This window comes from Limnochorda pilosa (genome assembly GCF_001544015.1).
GTDB lineage: Bacteria > Bacillota > Limnochordia > Limnochordales > Limnochordaceae > Limnochorda > Limnochorda pilosa.
Map to the genome: position 1 here is coordinate 618,327 of NZ_AP014924.1, position 19,601 is coordinate 637,927.

Annotated in this window: 16 protein-coding genes; 9 read left to right on the forward strand and 7 right to left on the reverse strand. The window is 71.7% G+C overall.

Annotated features, from left to right (window positions below):
* Nucleotides 1–2: 2 nt before the first annotated feature.
* Genes LIP_RS19925 through LIP_RS02735 form a run of 3 tightly spaced genes read right to left on the reverse strand, consistent with a single transcriptional unit; the run spans nucleotide 3 to nucleotide 2,889 of the window.
* Nucleotides 3–800, reverse strand: a complete 798-nt coding sequence (locus LIP_RS19925) for an NADH-quinone oxidoreductase subunit B family protein (RefSeq protein WP_068134019.1) — start codon at nucleotides 798–800, stop codon at nucleotides 3–5.
* A gap of 26 nt (nucleotides 801–826) precedes the next feature.
* The gene (locus LIP_RS02730) at nucleotides 827–1,705 is read right to left on the reverse strand and encodes an FAD/NAD(P)-binding protein (protein ID WP_198409669.1); all 879 of its coding nucleotides are present in this window, start codon (nucleotides 1,703–1,705) and stop codon (nucleotides 827–829) included.
* A 5-nt stretch (nucleotides 1,706–1,710) separates the two neighbouring features.
* On the reverse strand, nucleotides 1,711–2,889 hold the full coding sequence (locus tag LIP_RS02735; RefSeq protein WP_198409670.1) for a 4Fe-4S dicluster domain-containing protein: 1,179 nt from the start codon (nucleotides 2,887–2,889) through the stop codon (nucleotides 1,711–1,713).
* A gap of 368 nt (nucleotides 2,890–3,257) precedes the next feature.
* On the opposite strand from LIP_RS02735, the gene LIP_RS02740 reads away from it, so the two are divergent.
* On the forward strand, nucleotides 3,258–3,488 hold the full coding sequence (locus tag LIP_RS02740) for a hypothetical protein (RefSeq protein WP_144440298.1): 231 nt from the start codon (nucleotides 3,258–3,260) through the stop codon (nucleotides 3,486–3,488).
* A 136-nt stretch (nucleotides 3,489–3,624) separates the two neighbouring features.
* On the opposite strand, the gene LIP_RS02745 is transcribed toward LIP_RS02740, so the two are convergent.
* Nucleotides 3,625–4,629: an aldo/keto reductase gene (locus tag LIP_RS02745; RefSeq protein WP_198409671.1), complete on the reverse strand. Its 1,005-nt coding sequence runs from the start codon at nucleotides 4,627–4,629 to the stop codon at nucleotides 3,625–3,627.
* 248 nt (nucleotides 4,630–4,877) lie between these two features.
* Between LIP_RS02745 and LIP_RS02750 the strand changes: the two genes are divergently transcribed.
* Entirely contained in the window at nucleotides 4,878–6,194 is a 1,317-nt protein-coding gene (locus LIP_RS02750) for an MFS transporter (RefSeq protein ID WP_068134025.1), read from the forward strand.
* Nucleotides 6,195–6,371: 177 nt separating this feature from the next.
* Here LIP_RS02750 and LIP_RS18790 read toward each other — a convergent pair whose 3' ends face one another.
* Entirely contained in the window at nucleotides 6,372–6,674 is a 303-nt protein-coding gene (locus tag LIP_RS18790) for a hypothetical protein (RefSeq protein ID WP_068134026.1), read from the reverse strand.
* 211 nt (nucleotides 6,675–6,885) lie between these two features.
* On the opposite strand from LIP_RS18790, the gene LIP_RS17415 reads away from it, so the two are divergent.
* Genes LIP_RS17415 through LIP_RS02775 form a run of 4 tightly spaced genes read left to right on the forward strand, consistent with a single transcriptional unit; the run spans nucleotide 6,886 to nucleotide 12,308 of the window.
* The gene (locus LIP_RS17415) at nucleotides 6,886–9,726 is read left to right on the forward strand and encodes a spore germination protein (protein ID WP_231699375.1); all 2,841 of its coding nucleotides are present in this window, start codon (nucleotides 6,886–6,888) and stop codon (nucleotides 9,724–9,726) included.
* Nucleotides 9,727–10,854, forward strand: a complete 1,128-nt coding sequence (locus tag LIP_RS02765) for a GerAB/ArcD/ProY family transporter (RefSeq protein WP_068134029.1) — start codon at nucleotides 9,727–9,729, stop codon at nucleotides 10,852–10,854.
* Complete coding sequence (locus LIP_RS02770; RefSeq protein WP_068134032.1) at nucleotides 10,851–12,074, forward strand: Ger(x)C family spore germination protein; 1,224 nt, start codon at nucleotides 10,851–10,853, stop codon at nucleotides 12,072–12,074. The genes LIP_RS02765 and LIP_RS02770 overlap by 4 nt, the downstream gene beginning before the upstream one ends.
* Before the next feature lie 15 nt (nucleotides 12,075–12,089).
* Nucleotides 12,090–12,308, forward strand: coding sequence for a hypothetical protein (locus LIP_RS02775; RefSeq protein ID WP_068134034.1), 219 nt, complete (start codon nucleotides 12,090–12,092; stop codon nucleotides 12,306–12,308).
* Between the two features lie 103 nt (nucleotides 12,309–12,411).
* On the opposite strand, the gene LIP_RS02780 is transcribed toward LIP_RS02775, so the two are convergent.
* Nucleotides 12,412–14,094: a glutamine--tRNA ligase/YqeY domain fusion protein gene (locus LIP_RS02780; RefSeq protein ID WP_068134037.1), complete on the reverse strand. Its 1,683-nt coding sequence runs from the start codon at nucleotides 14,092–14,094 to the stop codon at nucleotides 12,412–12,414.
* Between the two features lie 97 nt (nucleotides 14,095–14,191).
* Nucleotides 14,192–14,578 carry a metallopeptidase family protein gene (locus LIP_RS02785; RefSeq protein ID WP_068134041.1) on the reverse strand — a complete coding sequence of 129 codons (387 nt, stop codon included), beginning with the start codon at nucleotides 14,576–14,578 and terminating at the stop codon, nucleotides 14,192–14,194.
* 243 nt (nucleotides 14,579–14,821) lie between these two features.
* On the opposite strand from LIP_RS02785, the gene LIP_RS02790 reads away from it, so the two are divergent.
* The 3 genes from LIP_RS02790 to LIP_RS02800 are packed head-to-tail and all read left to right on the forward strand — an operon-like array spanning nucleotide 14,822 to nucleotide 19,588.
* Nucleotides 14,822–16,825: a molybdopterin oxidoreductase family protein gene (locus tag LIP_RS02790; RefSeq protein WP_082725777.1), complete on the forward strand. Its 2,004-nt coding sequence runs from the start codon at nucleotides 14,822–14,824 to the stop codon at nucleotides 16,823–16,825.
* Complete coding sequence (locus tag LIP_RS02795) at nucleotides 16,822–18,657, forward strand: NAD(P)H-dependent oxidoreductase subunit E (RefSeq protein WP_198409674.1); 1,836 nt, start codon at nucleotides 16,822–16,824, stop codon at nucleotides 18,655–18,657. Before LIP_RS02790 ends, LIP_RS02795 begins: the two co-directional genes overlap by 4 nt.
* Nucleotides 18,650–19,588 carry a 2Fe-2S iron-sulfur cluster-binding protein gene (locus tag LIP_RS02800; protein WP_198409675.1) on the forward strand — a complete coding sequence of 313 codons (939 nt, stop codon included), beginning with the start codon at nucleotides 18,650–18,652 and terminating at the stop codon, nucleotides 19,586–19,588. The genes LIP_RS02795 and LIP_RS02800 overlap by 8 nt, the downstream gene beginning before the upstream one ends.
* Nucleotides 19,589–19,601 lie beyond the last annotated feature (13 nt).

A 19,601-nucleotide genomic window follows, 5' to 3' on the forward strand; every position in this document is an offset into this window, starting at 1 on the left:
GCTCACCTCCCATCCTCCCTTCGGGCCACGTCCCGGAAGGGCTCGGCCCAGGCGTTGAAGGTGTGGAAGCCCCGCTCCACCGCCTCGGGGGTGAGCCCCAGCTCCCGCCAGCGGGCGGCGAGGGAGTCGGGGTTGGGCGCCTCCATCGGCCCGAAGCAACCGAAGCAGCCGCGCCCCAGGGCTGGGCAGAGCGCGCCGCACCCTGCCTGGGTCACGGGGCCGAGGCAGGGCGTGCCGTGCGCGACCATGACGCAGACGACGCCCATCTGCTTGCACTCCTGGCAGAGGCTGGAAGTGGGCAGATCCGGGGCCCGTCCCGCCAGGAGCGCGGTCACCAGCTCCAGGAGCTGCGCCTTGCTGATGGGGCAGCCGCGCAGCTCGTAGTCCACGGGCACGTGGTCCGAGACGGGGGTGGATCGCTCCAGGGTACGGATGTACTCGGGCCGCCCGTAGACCGCGCCCACCAGGCCCTGCACGTCGGCGAAGTTCCTCAGCGCCTGGATGCCGCCGGCGGTCGCACAGGCGCCGATGGCCACCAGCACCCGGGACTGGCGGCGCACCTCCTGGATTCGCTCCAGGTCGTGGGGGGTGGTGATGCTCCCCTCCACCAGGGAGACGTCGTACGGCCCCGCAATCTCCGCCCGCGAGACCTCGGGAAAGGAGGCGATCTCCACGGCCCCGGCCACCGCCAGGAGTTCGTCCTCGCAGTCCAGCAGGCTCAGCTGGCAGCCGTCGCACGAGGCGAGCTTCCAGACGGCCAGCTTGGGCCGGGGCCGCTTTCCGTTCCGCGGGTCACTCATCTCCATCCCTCCCGGGCGCGGCCGGATCAAAGCTCCCGCACGCCGAGCATCCCCCCGACCTGCTCCAGGGAGAAGACGGGCCCGTCGCGGCAGACCAGGAAGGGGCCGAAGCGGCAGTGTCCGCAGAGCCCCACCCCGCACGACATGTTCCGCTCCAGGGAGAGGTGGACGCGGGCCGGCTCGAGGCCCAGCTCCACCAGCCCCGGCGCGGCGAAGCGCATCATCACCTCGGGACCGCAGACCAGGGCCACCGTCCGCTCCGGCTCCGGGTGGAGGTGCCGGAAGAGGGTGGTCACCACCCCCTCGGGGCCCCGCCAGCTCTCGTCGCCCCGATCGACGGTGATCCGCACCTCCGCATCCAATCGGGCCCGCCAGCGTTCCAGGTCTTTCACGAAGAGGAGCTCCGCAGGGGAGCGGGCTCCGTAGAGGACGTGGACGCGGCCGAAGCGCTCGCGGCGGGCCAGGAGCCGGAGGATGGCCGGGCGAAGGGGCGCGAGGCCGATGCCCCCGGCCACCACCACCACGTCCTGCCCCTCGGCCTCCTCCAGGGGCCATGCGGTGCCGTAAGGACCGCGCAGGCCCAGCAGGTCGCCCGGGCGGGCCGCGGCGAGGGCCCGGGTGACGGAGCCCACGGCCCGCACCGTGTGGGAAAGCTCACCGGGCCGGTCCGGGTCGCCGCTGAGGCTGATGGGCACCTCACCCACACCGAAGGCGTAGAGCATCGCGAACTGGCCCGGCAGGAAGGCGGGGGCCGCCTTTCCGTCGGCGGACACCAGGGTGAGGGTCCAGGTGTCGGCGGTCTCCCGCTCGACCCCCTGCACCCGGAAAGGACGGGGGAGGAGGGGGGGCGTTTCGATCTGGGGCGCGGGACGCGCCCGGGGTCGCTCGATCACGCCTCGTGCCACGAGGCTCACCTCTCCTTCTGCACGGCCGCCGGGGCCTCCGAAGGCGAAGGGGCGGTGAAGGGAGCCCAGGCGGCCAGGAGCACCGAGGCCACCTCGGTGAGGTCGACGGCTGCCGGGCACCAGGTGATGCACCGCCCGCACCCCACGCAGCCCGACGTGGCCTGGCCCGGGACGGGCTCGCCCCCCAGCTTGTGGAAGAGCCACTGGCGGTAGCGGGAGGCGCCGGAGGCGCGCACCGGACCGCCGTGGATGTAGCCGAAGGCCAGGCTGAAGCACGAATCCCACCTGCGGCGGCGCTCGGACCGGGTGCCCTCCAGGTTGGTGGACTCGGTGGCCGTGTGGCAGCCGCACACCGGGCAGACCATGGTACAGTTGCCGCACCCGAGGCACCGGGAGGCGACCTCTTCCCAGATGGGACCCTCCACGCTGGCCCCGAGGGCCTTGCGGAGGGTGCCCGCCTCCAGGCGGCGGCCCATGGAACGGGCCGCCTCCTCCACGGCTCCGGCCGCCCGCCGGACCTCGCTCTCCCGGGCGGGGCGGGGGTTCGCCGCGGCCAGGATTCGCCTGCCTTCCTGGCTCCCCACCTGCACCACGAACCGGTGGTACGGCGTCGTCTGCTCCGTGAGGGCCAGGTCGAAACCGGAGCGGATGGCCGGCCCCGTGCCCGTGGACGCGCAGAAGCAGGTGCCGCCCGCCCGGGTGCAGGCGACGGCAAGGATGAAGGCCTGCTCCCGCCGGGCGCGGTAGACGGGATCCGGGTAGGGCCCCTGCAGGAGGGTCGCGTCCTGCATCTCCATCGCCGCCAGCTCGCACGCCCGCACCCCGATGAGGGCCAGGCGCGGCGGCTCAGCCTGATCGACCCGGAAGCGGAGGTGGCCGTTCCGTTCGGCCTGCCAGAGGCGCACCCGGGGCGGGGTGAGGTAGGCTTTCCAGGGGAGGGCGCCGGCGGTGTACGCGAAGAAGGCGCCGCCGCCCGTGGGCTCCAACCGGTAGGTGCCCTTCTCCTGGCGGTCGGTCCAGCCCGCGGGAAGGTCCCGCACGCCCTCGATGGGGGCGTAGACCACCGCCCGGTCGTGCACGGTGGGGCCCACGGCGGCGTACCCGCCGGCCCGGAGCGCCCGAATGAGCGCGTCGAGGCCTCCGGGATCGATGACCGAAAAGCTGCCCACCTCGGGGAGGATCACGCTGCAGCCCTCCTCTGGGGAATGGGAGTACAGTGGATACGTGATAGTGTTCACAATCTCGTATTCGCTGCAGGCGATGGACATTCCTTCCGCAATCGCCGCGCGTGCGTGGATGATCAGGGGGTTGGCAACTGAGCGAAAACGAATCCCGCGGGGACCACGTTCGTCCCGCGCGGGTGCGGGCCCAGGGTTCGCCGCGGGCCCTGTGCACCCGGAAAGGGCCGGCCCGGCTCAAGTCGAGCCTGCTGACGTCCGAAGAACCGAATAAGAGGCCGTCTCTCTTGGAACCATCCTCCAGCGTACCGTGATACCAGGGCTCTCACCCCGCCTCGCGGTCGGACATCGCACCCTCCACGGGTGCTTGGCAGGTGACGGGGGCCTTGATCGGCGGGCCGAAAGAGCGGCCTCGCCACGATCGGAGCGACTGCATCCAGCGGCTCTCCCAGGTGGACGACGAGATCCGGGCGCTGCAGCAAAGGCTCAACCATCTTCCCAGGCAGTCGCAGGAGGCCCGGGAAGTCGAAGAGGAGCTGGATCGCCTGATCGTGGAGTATCTGAGGCTGAAGGAGGCGTGTGGAGACCAGGGCGCCGGCCGCTAGACGACGGCGAGAGTCGTCGCGACGGCGGCGGGCGGGCCGCCGCTCCGCACACCGCCGTGCCGACCGGGCCCGGAACGCCGCCGTGGCGTTCCGTCCCGGCCGGATGGATGGGCGATCGGAGGCGGCCCGCGCCGGACTACCAGCGGAAGGTGTGGGGCCCGAAGTCCGCTTCGTAGTAGGGCACCACGGCCCGGCCCGGGGCGGCCACCGCGTCCAGCCGGGCCCGGTCCTCGCTGGTGAGCTCCACCTCCAGGGCGCCTAGGTTGTCCTCGAGCTGCTCCAGGGTGCGGGGGCCGATGATGGGGCTGGTGACCCCCGGCTGGTGCGCCACCCACGCCAGGGCCACCTGGCTGGGGGTGCAGCCCTTCTCGTGCGCCAGGCCCTCCACGGTCTCCAGCACCTCGAAGGCCGCGCCGGTGAAGTGCTGGTCGGCCCACTCCCTTCCGGGCTTGAGGCGGGCATCTTCGGGGGCCTCGCCGCCGCGGCGGTACTTGCCCGTGAGGAAGCCGCCTGCCAGCGGCGACCAGGGCAGGATCCCGATGCCGTAGGTGCGGGCCATGGGGATCAGCTCCCGCTCCACCCGCCGGTCCAGCAGGTGGTAGGGCGGCTGCTCGGTGACGAAGCGGTTCAGCCCCAGCTCCTTGGAGACCCAGAGGGCTTCCACCACCTGCCACGCAGCGAAGGTGCTGGTCCCCACGTAGCGTACCTTGCCCGCCCGGATCAGGTCGTCCAGGGCGCGCAGCGTCTCGTCGATGGGCACGTCGGAGCTGGGCCGGTGGATCTGGTAGAGGTCGATGACATCGGTCTGGAGGCGCCGCAGGGAGGCCTCGCACTGCTCGATGATGTGCCGCCGGTGATTTCCGAGGGCGTTGGGGTCGTCGTCGGCCATGCGGCCGTGCACCTTGGTGGCCAGCACCACCCGGGACCGCTTGCCGTTGGCCTTCAACGCCTTTCCGACCGCCTCCTCGCTGAGACCCCGGCTGTAGACGTTGGCCGTGTCGAGGAAGTTGATGCCGGCATCCAGGCCTCGGTCGATGATACGGGCGGACTCAGCGTCGTCGGTACGCCCGCCGAACATCATGCAACCCAGGCAGAGAGGGCTCACCTTGACGCCGGTGCGGCCGAGACTGCGGTACTCCACGGAATCGTCCTCCTTCTTGGGCTTGGCTGCCATCTGGTAGGTTACGCCGGCGGGTGGGTGGAACCTGCCGAACTCACCTGCAGGTGATTCCATCAAGCGGACGAGACGCTTTGCTGACCTCCAGGCAGCCTTCGTGCCCGGATCGGTCTGGGCAGAAGGGCCCTCGCTCTCGCACCAGGCGCCTGAATTGTGCTACAGTAGGTGCTACAGTGGTGAAGCATCGCCGTCTGGTTGAAGGAGGCGTGGCCATGGCTGGCAGCGAGGGTCGGCTCGAAGGCTCGTCCCCCCGCGGCCGCACCGGGTTGGGAGAGCCCAGGCCCGATGACCGCCTGATCTGGATCCTGCTGGCGGCCTGCGTCACGCTGGTGGGGACGCTCCTCACCCAGTCGAGCCTGAACGTGGTGCTTCCCGTGATGGAGCGGGAGTGGGGGGTGTCGCACGGGACGTCCGGCACGCTCTTCGCCGTCTACCAGGCGGGCTACATCCTTGCCAGCGCGGCTTTCCTCCTGAGCATGGATCGCCTGCGCGCCCGAGGGGCTGCCGGCTACCCGCTCTGGCTGCCCGCCCTGGTGGCCGCGGCGGCCGGCACAGCCTTCCCGCTCCTGGCCGGTGGGGTCGTCTCGGCGGGGGTGCTCCGGTTCCTGGCAGGGGTGGGCCTGGGCGGCGTCTACATGCCCGGGCTGAACCTCCTGGCCCGTCAGATCCCTCCCGAGCGAAGGGGCCGCTACGTGGGCCTCTATGTCGCTTCTTTCATCCTGGCCCAGGGCGTCTCCCTGGCCGCGACGGGCAGCCTCGTGAGCAGGCTGGGCTGGCGCGAGTCATACCTGGTGATGGGTCTGGCGAGCTGGGTCGCACCCGCGGCCGGGCTGCTCGTCGTGCGGCTCCTGCCGGCGCGCGAAGAGGTGCGACCCGACGCGGCGGCCGCCCCCCGGCCCGCGCGCCGGTCCGGCTGGCTGCCGGCCTCGGGTGTCTTCGCCGCGAGCCTGGTCTATGCCGGGCACAACTGGGAGCTGTACGGGGTCCGGTCCTGGCTGACCCCCTACCTGGCGCAGGCCTTCGAAGGTTCGCAGGGGCTTACGGCCGCCATCACCCAGGCCGCGTGGCTCAACGCGGGAACGGTGCTCTTGGGGGCGCTCTCCACGGGCGTGGGTGGGGCCGTCTCCGATCGCCTGGGAAGGATCCGCACCGCCGCCGTCCTCCTGGTCGCCAGCAGCGTCACCACCGCCTTGCTCGGCTGGAGCGGGCACTGGCCGCTATCGCTGCTGGTGACGCTCCTGGTGCTCTCGGGCCTCTCGCTCAACGCCGACTCGCCCATCTACTCGACGATGGTGACGGAGATGGCCGACCCTGCCCGCCTGGGCCGAGCTCAGGCGTGGCAGACGGTGCTGGGCTTCGGGGCGGCCGGGATCTCGCCCTGGGTGCTGGGGCTGGTGGCAGACCGGTGGGGATGGGGCGTGGCCTTCGGTGGGGGAGCTGCAGGCGCCTGGGCCGGGTTGGTCGTGCTGGCGCGGCTGGCCTTGGCGGGCGCCCCGACCGCGGTGCACCCCACGGCCTCGCGGCGTTGAGGGACGTCCTGCAGAGGACGAGGCTGGAACAGGTTCCCTTCCCTCGAACTTTTGAGGTCTTGCGCCTACGTCATTCGACAGACAGACGGGGGGAGGCGCGGTATCCTAGGCTCAGCCGTTTCTCCCCTCGTCGTTACGGCAGGTAGAGGCAGTTCCACCACCCGGTGGGACTGCCTCTCACCTTTCAGTCGCGCCCGTCGCTAGATCGACCGGATGACGGCCCCCCGCCTCAGGCGCGTGGCGGGGGGAATGGGCGACGGTGATGCCGCTGTAGATGATCTCCATCTCGGGGGGGCAGCCCGGTGCGCCCCGGCGCCGCCGAAACTCGGCCCGCGGGACGACGACAGTCAGCTCGGCAGGCACCTGGGACCTGGTATGGCGCCGAACCTCGATGCGCAGCCCGGGGAGGCCGAGCACCACCCGATCCGAGGCGAACCAGCCCATGCACCGGGCCAGGGCGGCTCGCAGCGCTTGGCACATCGATGCCTCCCCTCCTCGGTGCGGGCATGTACCCCACTGCGCGCCACGTGCAGTCCACTGCACCCCATATCTATGGAACGACCTGCCCCGGTGCGCCGTGAGCCGAGGGCCAGGCCCCACGCCGGGTTGTCGCTTCCGCCGCGCGGCGTGGGCATCCGCCCCGCTCCGGAGGGCAAGACTACCCTCCGGGTGGTGTTGGATCTTGAAGCAGGTGGTGGTCCTGGGGGCGAGCTTCGCCGGGCTGAACGCCGCGATGCGGCTGCGCCGGCTTCTCCCAAGCGGAGACCGGGTAGTGCTGGTGAGCGACACGCCCGCGTTCGTCTTTCGGATCTCCCTCCCCTGGATCGTCTTCGGCAAGCGAAAGCCGGAGCAGATCACCGTGGACGTACGGCCGTTGCTGGCCTCCCGCGGCGTGGAGTTCGCCCACGACATGGTGGAAGGGATCGACCCGAAGGGGTGTGCCGTCGCCACCCGGGGCGGCCGGATTCCCTACGACTACCTGCTGGTTGGGCTCGGGGCCCGCCTCGACTGGCAGGCCGTGCCCGGCCTGAGGGAGCACGGCCACTCGGTCCTCTGGATGGACGACGCCCGGAAGATGGCCCGGTCCCTGGACGCCTTCCAGGGCGGGGAGGTCGTGCTGGGCCTGGCGGAGGGCTCGCCACACGTCTGCCCCGAGTACGAGATGGCCCTCCAGATGGACGACTACCTCCGCCGGCGGGGCATCCGAGGACGGGCGGCGATCCACTTCGTCTCCTCCGAACCCCGCCCGTACGCCGTGGGCGGCGATGGAGCGGTCGCGATCGTCGAGGCCATGTTCCGGAAGTACGGGATCATCTTCCACCCGGGCACCACGCCGGTGGAGGTGGGCCCCGGGAAGGTCGCCCTCAGCGACGGCAGCGAGATTCCCTCCGCGTTCACCTCCCTGAGCCCACCCTACGTGGGCACCGACCCGGTGCGGCGGACGCCCAACCTGGCAGACGAGAGAGGCTTCGTCGCGGTAGGCAAGGACATGCGGAGCGCGGCCCACCCGAACATCTTCGCGGCGGGGGACGCGGTGGCGTACGCTGGGATCAAGACCGGGCGCATCGCCGAGCTTCAGGCAGGGGTGGCCGCGGAGAACATCGCCCGCGAACTCCTGGGCCAGGCGGCGAGCAAGGAGTACCGTTCGGAATTCTTCTGCCTCAGCGACCTGGGGCACGGCCGGGGGATCGCGGTGTACGGCAAGGCCGCCCCCGGGGAGGACCGGCCCCGGACCTTCCAGACCCTGGGCGGCCGGCTTCCCTACTGGTTCAAGCTCCTCTTCGAGCGGTACTACCTCACCCGGCGGATCCCCGGGCCCCGGACGGACGTGGCCGGGCTGACACTGCCGCCGGAGCCGCTGGCTGCACCGGACGACGGCTGCGACGGGCGCTGGGGGGGCGTGCTGAACGAGCTGGGAGTGCTGCGGGTGCAGCTCAGCGCCCTGGGCCAGCGCATCGAAGCCGTACGGGCGAGCCTGACCGTGCGGGAGAGCTCCGAAGGTCTCGACCACCAGCTCAGGCGGGTTCGCCTGGCGCTGGGGGAGAGCATGGACCTGGTGGTCCGCGAGGTGCGTCTGGGAGGCGGCGGTCACCGGCTGGCCCTGGTGTACCTCGAGGGGCTGGTGGACCAGACCCTGGTGGGTGAGCAGATCCTCCGCCCCCTGATGGAGGCCGCCCCCGAGCTCGCGGCCCTGCAGGCAGGCACGGGTCAGGACCTCCTCGACCTGCTGCGCACCCGGGTGCTGGCTGCCGCGGACGTGCAGAGGGAGCCGGACGCGGACGCCGCCCTGGGCCGGCTCTTCGGAGGTAACACCCTGGTGCTGGCCGACGGCACCTCGGGGGCCCTGATCTGCGAGACGGCCGGCTACCCCATGCGTGCGGTGGAGGAACCCACCAGCGAATCGGGCGTGCGGGTCCCCCGCGAGGGCTTCACCGAGTCGCTCCAGGTGAACCTCTCGCTCTTGCGGCGGCGCATCCGCAGCCCCGACCTGTGGATCGAGGGGATGCAGATCGGGCGAGTGACGGGGACGCGGGTGGCCTTCGCCTACGTGCGGGGCACGGCCGACGACGCCCTGGTGGCGGAGGCGCGGCGGAGGCTCCGGCGGATCGACATCGACGGGGTCCTGGAGAGCGGCTACCTGGAGGAGTTCATCGAGGACCAGCCTTACTCGCCCTTCCCCCAGACCCTCCGCACCGAGCGGCCCGACGTGGTGGCGGCCAACCTCCTGGAGGGCCGGGTGGCCATCTTCACCGACAACACGCCGTTCGTCCTGGTGGCGCCTGTGGTCCTCACCCAGCTCCTGGGCGTGAGCGAGGACTACTACGAGCGGTTCCTCATCGGATCGGCCCTGCGGTTCCTCCGGTACGTCGCCTTCGTCGGGTCCATGGCCCTGCCGTCCGTGTACATCGCGGTCACCACCTTCCACCAGGAGATGCTGCCCACCTCGTTGCTCCTCAGCGTGGCCGCCGCCCGGGAGGGCGTACCCTTCCCGGCCATCGTGGAAGCGATGCTCATAGAGCTCATGTTCGAAATGCTACGCGAGGCGGGCGTGCGACTGCCTCGGGTGGTGGGTCCGGCCATCAGCATCGTGGGCGCCCTGGTGCTGGGCCAGGCGGCCATCAATGCCAGCCTGGTCTCGCCGGCCATGGCGGTCGTGGTCGCCATCACCGCCATCGCATCCTTCTCGACCCCGGTCTTCTCGCTGGCCGTCAGCGCGCGCCTCCTCCGCTTCGCCTTCATGATCGCCGCTGCCGCTCTCGGCCTGTTCGGTGTGATGACCGTGGGCATCGCGGTGCTCCTGCACCTGGCCGCGCTCCGGTCCTTCGGCGTGCCGTACCTCAGCCCGTTGGGGCCGCTGGTCGTCCAGGATTGGAAGGACATGGTGGTCCGGGCCCCCTGGTGGGCGATGAAGAAGCGGCCCAGGACGGTCGGGAGCCCGAACCGGTGGCGGCGGCCTCCGGGCGAGCCGGCGCGGGTGTTCCGCCCCAGGCGCCGGGAGGTGCCGCGTGCTGCCGCGGAGGAGAGGGGGTAGGTGTCACGGGTCGAGCGCATCTCGCCCCGGCAGGTGTTCCTCCTGGTGCTCCTGAGCCGGGCGACCACGGCCGTGGCCCAGCTCCCGGCCCTCACCGTGGGCGACGCCCGGGAGGACGCCTGGATCTCGGCCCTGGTGGCGACCGCCGCCGGGACCGTCCTGGTATGGGTCTACGGCACCCTCGCGCTCAGGTTCCCCGGCCGTTCGGTGATCCGGTTCCTGGACGAGATGCTGGGCCCCGTCGTGGGCCGGCTGATGGGACTGCTCTTCCTCTGGGTCTTCCTGGAGCAGTCGGCCATCGTCCTGCGGGAGTACGGGGAGGCGCTGGTGACGGCCATCATGCCGGAGACACCCATCAGCTTCATCATGGGGGTGATGATCGCGCTGGCCGCCTTCAACGTCCGCGCCGGCATCGAGGTCGAAGCACGCATGAGCGACGTGATCCTACCGGTCTTCCTGGTGGCCACCCTCCTGGTGCCGGCCCTGGCCGTCAACGTCGCGCAGGTGGACTGGCTCCTCCCCGTGCTGAGCCGGGGCTGGCAGCCCGTGCTCCATGCTGCCGTCACCCCCTTCGTCTGGTTCGGCGAGCTCCTCTTCCTGCTGATGATCTTCCCGCACGTCTCCGACCTACGCCAGGCCCGGCGCGCCGCATGCCTGGGCGCGGCCGCGAGCGGGCTCCTGGTGACGCTCCTGGTCGCGGTGACCCTGGCGGTCTTCGGAGCCGAGGAAGGGGAGAGGCTCACCTTCCCGGTCTACTCCCTGGCCCGGATGATCGAGGTCGGGGGGTTCCTGGAGCGCATCTCGGCGATCCCCATGATGGCCTGGGGGCTGGGGCTCTTCGTGAAGCTCAGCTTCAACTTCTACGCCGGGGTGCGGGGCCTGAGCGAGTGGCTGGGGCTCGAGGATCACCGCCCGCTGGTCTTTTCCATGGGAGCCATCCTCCTGGTGGGCGCGATGGTGTTCTACGACAACCTGGCCCAGTTCCGGGAGCTGGAGTCGCCGGAGGTGTGGGGGGTGTACCGGGGTGCCCTCACCGTTGCGCTGCCGGTGCTCCTGCTGCTGCTCGCCCTGTGGCGTCGCCCGCATGGCGGGCGGCAGGAGGCTCGGGAAGGCCGGGGGGCCGCATGAGCCGGTGGAAGGGCGCTCTCCGGGCGCTGGCGGTCGTCTTGGTGGCGCTCCTGGCTGGCGGCTGCTGGAGCCGGCGCGAGGTGGAGACCCTCGCCTTCGTGGTGGCGGCGGGGGTGGACCGTACCCCCGACGGGCGGATCCAGCTCACGGTCCAGATCCCCATTCCCTCCGCCCTGGCCGGAGGCGGGGGTGCTGCCGGAGGCGCCACGGGGGGCGGGGGGACGAGCCGGCGGGCGTTCTGGACCGTTTCCAGCACGGGCGTGACCGTGTGTGACGCATTCCGGAACTTGTTCTCCCAGTCGCCCCGGCGGCCGAACTGGTCGCACAACGAGGTGATCGTCTTCAGCGAGGCGTACGCCCGGGAGGGGATCCGCGACGCGCTGGACTTCTTCAACCGCTGCGAGGAGACGCGCCGCACCACCTGGATGACGGTCGCCCGGGACACGCCCATCGAGGCGCTCCTCGCCGCTGAGTTCCCCACCGACCGGCTGGGAGGCGTGGCCATCGACAGCCTCCTGAAGATCTCCCAGAGCGGGCTGGGCAAGGCCGACCACGCCAACGTGAACGAGTTCCTGCGGGCCCTCGCGGCTCCCGGGATGGAGCCCTTCGCCACGGGGCTCATGCTGGCGGCGCCGGAGCACGCCCCGCCTGGAGAGGCCCAAGGGGAGACGACCCGCCAGCACGTCCGGGCGCTGGGCGACGCGGTCTTCCGGGGCGACCGGATGGTGGGGTGGATCGGCGAGCGGGAGGCCAGAGGGCTCCTCCTCATGCACGGGAAGACGATCAGGGCCCAGGTGGTGGTCCCGTGCCCCTGGGAGGAGGACAGGCTGGCGACGGTTCGGCTGGTGAACACCACCGGCAAGATCGAACCCGAGGTGCACGACGGGATGGTCCGCATGAAGATCCAGGTGGCCGGAGAGGGGAGCGTGGCGGGCATGGGATGCACCCTGCCTCCGGACCGGGCGTGGTACGAGAGGCTGGACGCGGAGGTGGCGAGGGCGATGCGGGAGGACGTGGAGCTCGCGCTGCAGCGCCTCCAGAAGGAGCTCCGGGTGGACACCATGGGCTTCGGGCTCGCCCTGTACCGGCGGTACCCCAAGGTGTGGCGCGAGCTCGCGGGCGACTGGGATCGGCGCCTGCCGGAGATCCCGGTGACCATCGAGGCAGGGGCCGACGTGCGCCGGACCGGCCTGACCACCGAGCCGATCCGGGCCCGCTAGAGGGAGGGGTGCACAGTGTTGGGGGTGGGGGTGCTGATGCTCTGCATCGCCGCCGCCGACGCGCCCGGGCTCTTCCGGGAAGGACGCTGGCGGGAGCTGGGCGCGTTCCTCCTGGTCTGGGGCGTCGCCTCGGCCCTGGCGCTGCTGCAGGCGTCGCAGGTGGAGCTCCCGGTGCCCGCCGTGGTGATCGTGGACCTTGTCCGGAAGCTCGTCGGAAGCGGCGCGGCGCATTGATCCGCCGCAGGCGGCACGACCCTTGGCCCTGCCACCCGTCCGCTCAGCCAATGGAACGCCCCGTCCGAGCGGTTCCGTTCCCGGTCCTGACCCCCGCCGCTGGTCACGCCCCCCGCGCCTGGATCTTCCCCCACGTGTCCTTGAGGGAAACGATCCGGTTGAAGACGAGCCGCTCGGACGTACCGTCGGGGTCGACGGCGAAGTAGCCGTGCCGCAGGAACTGGTAACGCGCGCCCACGGGCGCTCCCGCCACGCTGCGTTCCACCAGGCAGCCCGTGAGCACCCGCAGGGAGTCCGGGTTCAGGTTGGCCAGGAAGTCTGCGCCCGCCTCGGGATCCTCGGTGGCGAAGAGCGGCTCGTAGAGGCGCACCTCGGCCGGTACCGCGTGCTCGGCCGAGACCCAGTGGAGGGTGCCCTGCACCCGGCGGCCGTCGGGCGTGGAGCCTCCGAGGCTCTCGGGGTCGTAGGTGCAGCGGAGCTCGGTCACCTCGCCGGTGTGCGGGTCCTTCACGACCTCCCGGCAGGTGACGTAGCAGGCCCCCTTCAGCCGCACCTCCCGCCCGGGGGCCAGGCGGAAGAACGTGCGGGGCGGGTCCTCCATGAAGTCGTCCCGCTCGATGTAGACCACCCGGGAGAGGGGCACCCGGCGGCTGCCGGCGCCCGAATCCTCGGGGTTGTTCTCCACCTCGACCCACTCCACCCGGCCCTCGGGGAAGTTGGTGATCACCAGCCGGAGCGGCTTCAGCACCGCCATCACCCGGGGCGCCGTCCGGTTCAGGTGCTCCCGCACCACGTGCTCCAGGAGGCCGAGGCTGATACGGCTGTTGGTCTTGGAGACGCCCACGGTGGCACAGAACTCCCGGATCGCCTCGGGCGGGTACCCGCGCCGGCGCAGGCCGCGCAGGGTGGGCATGCGCGGGTCGTCCCATCCCCGCACCCGGCCCTCCTCGACGAGCTGGCGGAGCTTCCGCTTGCTGGTGAGGGTGTGGGTGAGCTCCAGGCGGGCGAACTCGATCTGCTTGGGCGGATCGGGGATCTCCAGGGCCTGGAGGACCCAGTCGTAGAGCGGGCGGTGGTCCTCGAACTCCAGGGTGCAGAGGGAGTGGGTGATGCCCTCGATGGCGTCCGAGAGCGGGTGGGCGTAGTCGTACATGGGGTAGATGCACCAGGTGTCGCCGGTGCGGTGGTGGTGCGCCCGCTGGATTCGGTAGAGCACCGGATCCCGCAGGTTGATGTTGGGCGAGGCCATGTCGATCCTGGCGCGAAGCACCCGGGAGCCGTCGGGGAACTCGCCGGCCCGCATGCGCCGGAAGAGGTTCAGGTTCTCCTCCACGGACCGGTTCCGGTAGGGGCTCTCGCGGCCGGGCTCGGTGAGCGTGCCCCGATAGGCGCGGATCTCATCGGGGCTCAGGTCGCAGACGTACGCCTTGCCCCGGCGGATCAGCTCCTCCGCGTAGGCGTAGAGCCGGTCGAAGTAGTCCGAGGCGTAGAAGAGACGGTCGTCCCAATCGTAGCCGAGCCAGCGGACGTCCTCCTGGATCGCCTCGACGTACTCGTCGTCCTCCTTGGTGGGGTTGGTGTCGTCGAAGCGCAGGTTGCACAAGCCCCCGTTGGCCTCCGCCGTGCCGAAGTCGACCCAGATCGCCTTGGCATGGCCGATGTGGAGGTAGCCGTTGGGTTCGGGGGGGAAGCGGGTGTGCACCCGGCCGCCGTACCGGCCGGCGAGCCTGTCCTCGTCGATGATCTCCTGGATGAAGTTGGTCGGCCTGCTGGCTTCTTCCGCCACGGGTGGTCCGCTCCTCGTGCCCAGCCTGTCCTGCAGGTTCGTGCATCATGATACGCCATCGGCCATCCCCGGGGAAGGGGGTCCAAGGGTAGGGCCCTCACGCCTCGCCGCCCGAGGCCTCCACCCACTCCTCCCAGAGCCTGCGGAGCTCCTCCACGTCCTCCCGGTCCAGGTCCTCCAGGCCGGCGCGGTTCTCCATGTGGTGGCGGAGCTCGTGGCGGAGGGTCGTCGCCAGCTCCTCCAGCCAGACCTCCTCGGGCTCGGTGGCGAAGAGCCGCCGGAAGGAGCCGTGGTAGAGGAGGATCTGGGCGCCCAGGTAGGGATCGGTGACGTACTCGCCCAGGATGCGCACGTCGGGTGGGTCGCCGGGGTTGCGCCGCTCCTCGCGGGAGACCTGGATGCCGCCGTTCAGTCCCTCCAGGAGCTCGGGCGGGATCTGCTCCGCGAGCTGGTCGGCGGCGTCGGCGAAGGCGTCGAAGGTCATGGTCCGGGACCTCCTCCCGGGAGACTGCTTCGAGGATCTCCTACGAAAAGCCGTTTCAACCTGCGCGGCCGGTTCCCTCCATGCCGTCGTCCACCGGAAACGTCCAACGTAGCCTGGCAGGCGCGTGAGGTCGGAAGGTTGACGCAAGACGGGAAGGATTCGGCGGTTCCGGACCGAAGTGCCGAAGGGGTCGCATACCGTGATGGCGAAGCGGCGCCCGGGGCGGCTTCGGGGGGGCGCGCGATGGCGGTGGAACGAAGGCTGCGGCATCCGGCGGGCGGCGAGACGCCCGGACCGGGCGTGAGGCTCACCTACCCGCTGGTGCGGGAGGGCGGGCGGTTGGTGCGAGCCACCTGGGACGAGGCGCTCGATCGGGTCGCGGCGGGTCTCTCCCGCATCCGGGAGCAGTACGGCGGCGACGGCTTCGGGCTCTTCAGCTCATCCAAGGCCACCAACGAGCTGAACTACCTGGCGGGCAAGTTCGCCCGGCAGGTGATGGGCTCCAACAACGTCGACAGCTGCAACCGCACCTGACACGCCCCCAGCGTCGCCGGTCTGGCGACGGTCTTCGGGGCCGGGGGCGGCACCAGCTCCTACCGCGAGATGGAGGAGACGGAGCTCATCCTCCTCTGGGGGTCCAACGCGCGGGAGACCCACCCGGTCATGTTCCACCACATGCTGAAGGGCATCCGGAACGGCGCCCGGATGGTCGTGATCGACCCCCGCCGCTCCTCCAGCGCGGCCTTCGCCGACCGCTGGCTTCCCGTGAAGGTGGGGGCGGACATCGCCCTGGCCAACGCCATGGGCCGGGTCATCGTCCAGGAAGGCCTGGTGAACCAGGCGTTCGTCCGGGAGGCGACCGAGGGGTTCGACGCCTACCGGGCGTCGGTGGAGCCCTACACCCTGGGGCTCGCCGAGGTCCTCTCCGGCGTTCCGGCCGAGGCCATCGCCGCCACGGCCCGGGAGTACGCGCGCTCCGAGCGGGCCATGATCTGCTGGACCCTGGGGATCACCGAGCACCACAACGCGGTGGACAACGTCTTCAGCCTGATCAACCTGGCGCTCCTCACCGGCCACGTGGGGCGGTACGGCTCCGGGCTCAACCCGCTACGGGGGCAGAACAACGTGCAGGGCGGCGGCGACATGGGGGCGCTGCCCAACAAGCTGGTGGGCTTCCAGGACGTGGAGGACCCCCAGGTGCGCGCCCGCTTCGAGGCGGGCTGGGGCTGCCGCATCCCACCCAGGGCGGGCCGGCACCAGACGGCCATGTTCGAGGCCATGGAGGAAGGGATCCTGCGGGGCGTCTACGTGATCGGCGAGAACCCGCTCCGCTCCGAGGCCAACGCCCGCCACGTCCGGCGGCTCTTCGAGGGCCTGGAGTTCCTGGTGGTGCAGGACATCTTCCTCACCGCCACGGGCGAGCTGGCCGACGTGGTCCTGCCGGCGGCCGTGGGATGGTGCGAGACTGAGGGCACCGTCACCAGCAGCGAGCGAAGGGTGCAGCGGTGCCGCAAGGCGTTGGAGCCGCCGGGGGAGGCCCGGGACGACCTCTGGATCCTCCGGGCGGTGGCCAACCGCATGGGGATCGGCTGGAGCTACCCGAACGCGGGGGCGGTCTGGGACGAGGTGCGGCAGCTCTCACCCCTCCACCGGGGGATGAGCTACCGGCGCCTCGAGGAGCGGAACGGCCTCCAGTGGCCCTGCCCGTCCGAGGATCACCCGGGCGAGACCTTCCTTCACGGGCGCCTCTGGAAGCGCCCGCTGGAGGGCCGCCGGGCACCCTTCGTCGCCGTGAGGCACGACCCGCCGGTGGAGCAGCCCGACGATGCGTACCCCTTCCTCCTCACCACGGGGCGGAAGCTGGACTTCTTCAACACCGGGGTGCAGACGGAGCTCTACGGAACGCCCACGCCCAAGGAGGAGCGGCTGGCGATGAGCCCCGCGGACGCGGCCCGCCTGGGCCTGGCCGAGGGCGCCTGGGCGCGGGTCAGCTCGCGCCGGGGCTCGGTGGAGGTGCGGGTGCGGGTGGATTCCGGCCTCTCCCCAGGGCTCTGCTTCATGACCCCCCACTTCCCTGAGAAGACGGAGACCAACCTCCTCACCGTCGACGCCACGGACCCCAAGGCCGGCACCGCTGAGTTCAAGGCGACCGCGGTGCGGGTGGAGCCCCTGGCGCCGCCCGGGGCCGGAACGGACCGGGAAAGGGCCGCGGCGGCCGCGGCGACCGCGAGGAGGGATCGAGCGTGAGCCCGCTCGCCCCCATGCCCGGGCGGGGCCTGGAGCCCGGACCGCTGGAGAAGGCGCCGGATCCGGAACCCCAGGAGCTGGCGGCCCTGGAGGGCGTGTGGGGCGCCCTCGCTCCCCAGGAGCGCCGGGGGCGCCGGGACCTGCTGCTGCCGGCCCTGCGCGCGCTCCAGGCGAGCCGGGGCTGGATCTCGTACTCGGCCCTAGCGGCCGTCTGCCGGGAGCTGACGATGCCCTTGGCCGAAGCGTACGGGGTGGCCAGCTTCTACGAGCTTCTGGCCACCGAGCCGCGTCCCCGCCGCATGATCCACCTGTGCGATGACGTGGCCTGCACGCTGAAGGGCGCCGGGATGCTGGCCGGCCGGCTGCAAGCGCTCCTGGGGCACCCGGAGCAAGGAGAGGGCCCCCTGGGCTGGAGCCTCTCGCCCTGCCTGGGCCAGTGCGAGCGGGGTCCGGCAGCCCTGGTGGGCGATCGAGTCTGGGTGGGGCTCACCCCCGAGGGTCTGGAGGACGCGGTGGGCGCGTGGATGGCCGGGGAAGAGGCACGGGCGCATGCTGGCGGGGTCGGGACGCACCTGGGCTCCCTGGGCGAGGGGACACCCCTGCTCCTCCGGCGCTGCGGCCGGGTGGACCCCGGCTCCCTGGAAGCCTACGTGGAGCACGGGGGGTACCGGGGGCTCCGGCGAGCCCTGCAGCTCGGCCCTGAGGCGACCCTGGCCGAGGTAGAGGCGTCGGGGCTGGTGGGGCGGGGAGGTGCGGCCTTCCCCACGGCACGCAAGTGGGCGAGCGCGGCTCGGGAGCCGGCCCCCCGGTACGTGGTGTGCAACGCCGACGAGAGCGAGCCTGGGAGCTTCAAGGACCGGGTGCTCATGGAGCAGGACCCATTCGCGGTGCTGGAAGGGCTCACCCTCGCGGCCCTCGCGGTGGGGGCCGAGCGAGGCTTCATCTACGTGCGGGGCGAGTATCCGGAGAGCCACCGGTCCCTGCTCCGGGCGGCGGAGCAGGCCCGGGCGGCCGGGTTCCTGGGGGAGCGGATCCTGGAGAGCGGCTTCTCCTTCGACGTGGAGCTCCGGCAGGGTGCGGGCGCCTACGTCTGCGGAGAGGAGACGGCCCTCTTCAACTCCATCGAGGGCCTGCGCGGCGAGCCCCGGGCCCGGCCGCCCTACCCCGCCCAGGTGGGGCTCTTCGGGCGCCCCACGGTGATCAACAACGTGGAGACCCTGGCCGCGGTGCCGGCCATCCTCGAGCGGGGCGGCGGCTGGTACGCCTCCCTGGGGAGCGGGCGCTCTCGTGGAACCAAGCTGCTGTCGGTGTCTGGCCACGTGGTGCGGGCCGGGGTCTACGAGGTGGCCTTCGGAACGCCCCTCCGCACCATCCTGGAGGACCTGGCGGGCGGGGTGCCGGGGGGTGGAGCCGTGCAGGCGGTGCTCTGCGGTGGGGCCGCCGGCACCTTCCTGGGACCCGACCAGCTCGACACCCCCCTCTCCCTCGAGGCGCTCCAGGCCGTCGGCGGCACCGTGGGCTCGGGGAGCCTGGTGGTGCTCGACGAGACGGTGGACCTCTGGGCGGTGGTGGAGCGGATCGCCCGCTTCTTCCGGGACGAGTCGTGCGGCCAGTGCGTCCCCTGCCGGGTGGGAACCCAGCGGCAGCTCGAGGTGGTCTCGGCCGTGCGCAGGGCCGGGGGGCCGGTGGACGACCAGGCCCTGGCGATGTTGAACGACCTGGCCCAGGTGATGCGGGACGCATCCATCTGCGGCCTGGGCCAGCTGGCGCCCAACGCCGTGCAGAGCAGCCTGCGCCTGCTCGGCCGCTCGGGGGGCGACGAGCGTGGCTGAGCTCGCACGCGGCGGCCGCAGGGACGCGGCCGAGGTGGAGATCCGGGTCGACGGCCGGGAGGTGCGGGTGCCGGCCGGCGCCACCCTGCTCGATGCGATCCGGGCCGCCGGGGGCGACGTTCCCACCCTCTGCTACCACGAGACCCTGGAGCCCATCGGCGCCTGCCGCATCTGCGTGGTGGAGCTGGAAGGGTCGCGCACCCTGGTGCCCGCCTGCCAACGGCGGGCGGAGCCGGGGACGCTGGTGCGCACCGACACCGAGCGGGTGCAGACCAGCCGGCGGATGGTGGCGGAGCTCCTCCAGAGCTCGGCCGACACCAGCCTGGCCCCCGACGTGGAGCGCTACGGGCGCGCCTACGGCAGCCGGCCCGAGCGGTGGCGGCCGCTCCTCGACGGTGCCCAGGAGGTTGAGGCACCGACACCGGCCCGAGTGGACAACGATCTCTACGTGCGGGACCTGGACCGGTGCATCCTCTGCTATCGGTGCGTGGAGGCCTGCGGCGAGCAGGTGCAGAACACCTTCGCCATCGGGGTGGCGGGCCGGGGGTACGGGGCCCGGATCGACGCCGGGTTCGAGCTGCCCTTGCCCGAATCCGCCTGTGTGTACTGTGGCAACTGCGTGGCCGTCTGCCCCACGGAGGCCCTGGTCTTCCGCGGCGAGTACGAGATGCGCCGGGCGGGCACCTGGGACGAGGCTCGCCAGCACGTGACCACCACCACCTGCCCCTACTGCGGCGTGGGCTGCCCGATCGAGCTGCACGTGCAGGACAACCGGATCGTGAAGGCGACGGCCCCCGTGGACGATCCGACCACTCATGGGTATCTTTGTATCAAGGGACGTTTCGGCTGGGCGTACGTCCACGCGGGTCTGGAGACGGGCGCCGGGCAGGAACCGGATCGGCCTGCTGCCGCCGGGGCGTCCCCAGATTGAGCGACCGGCCGCA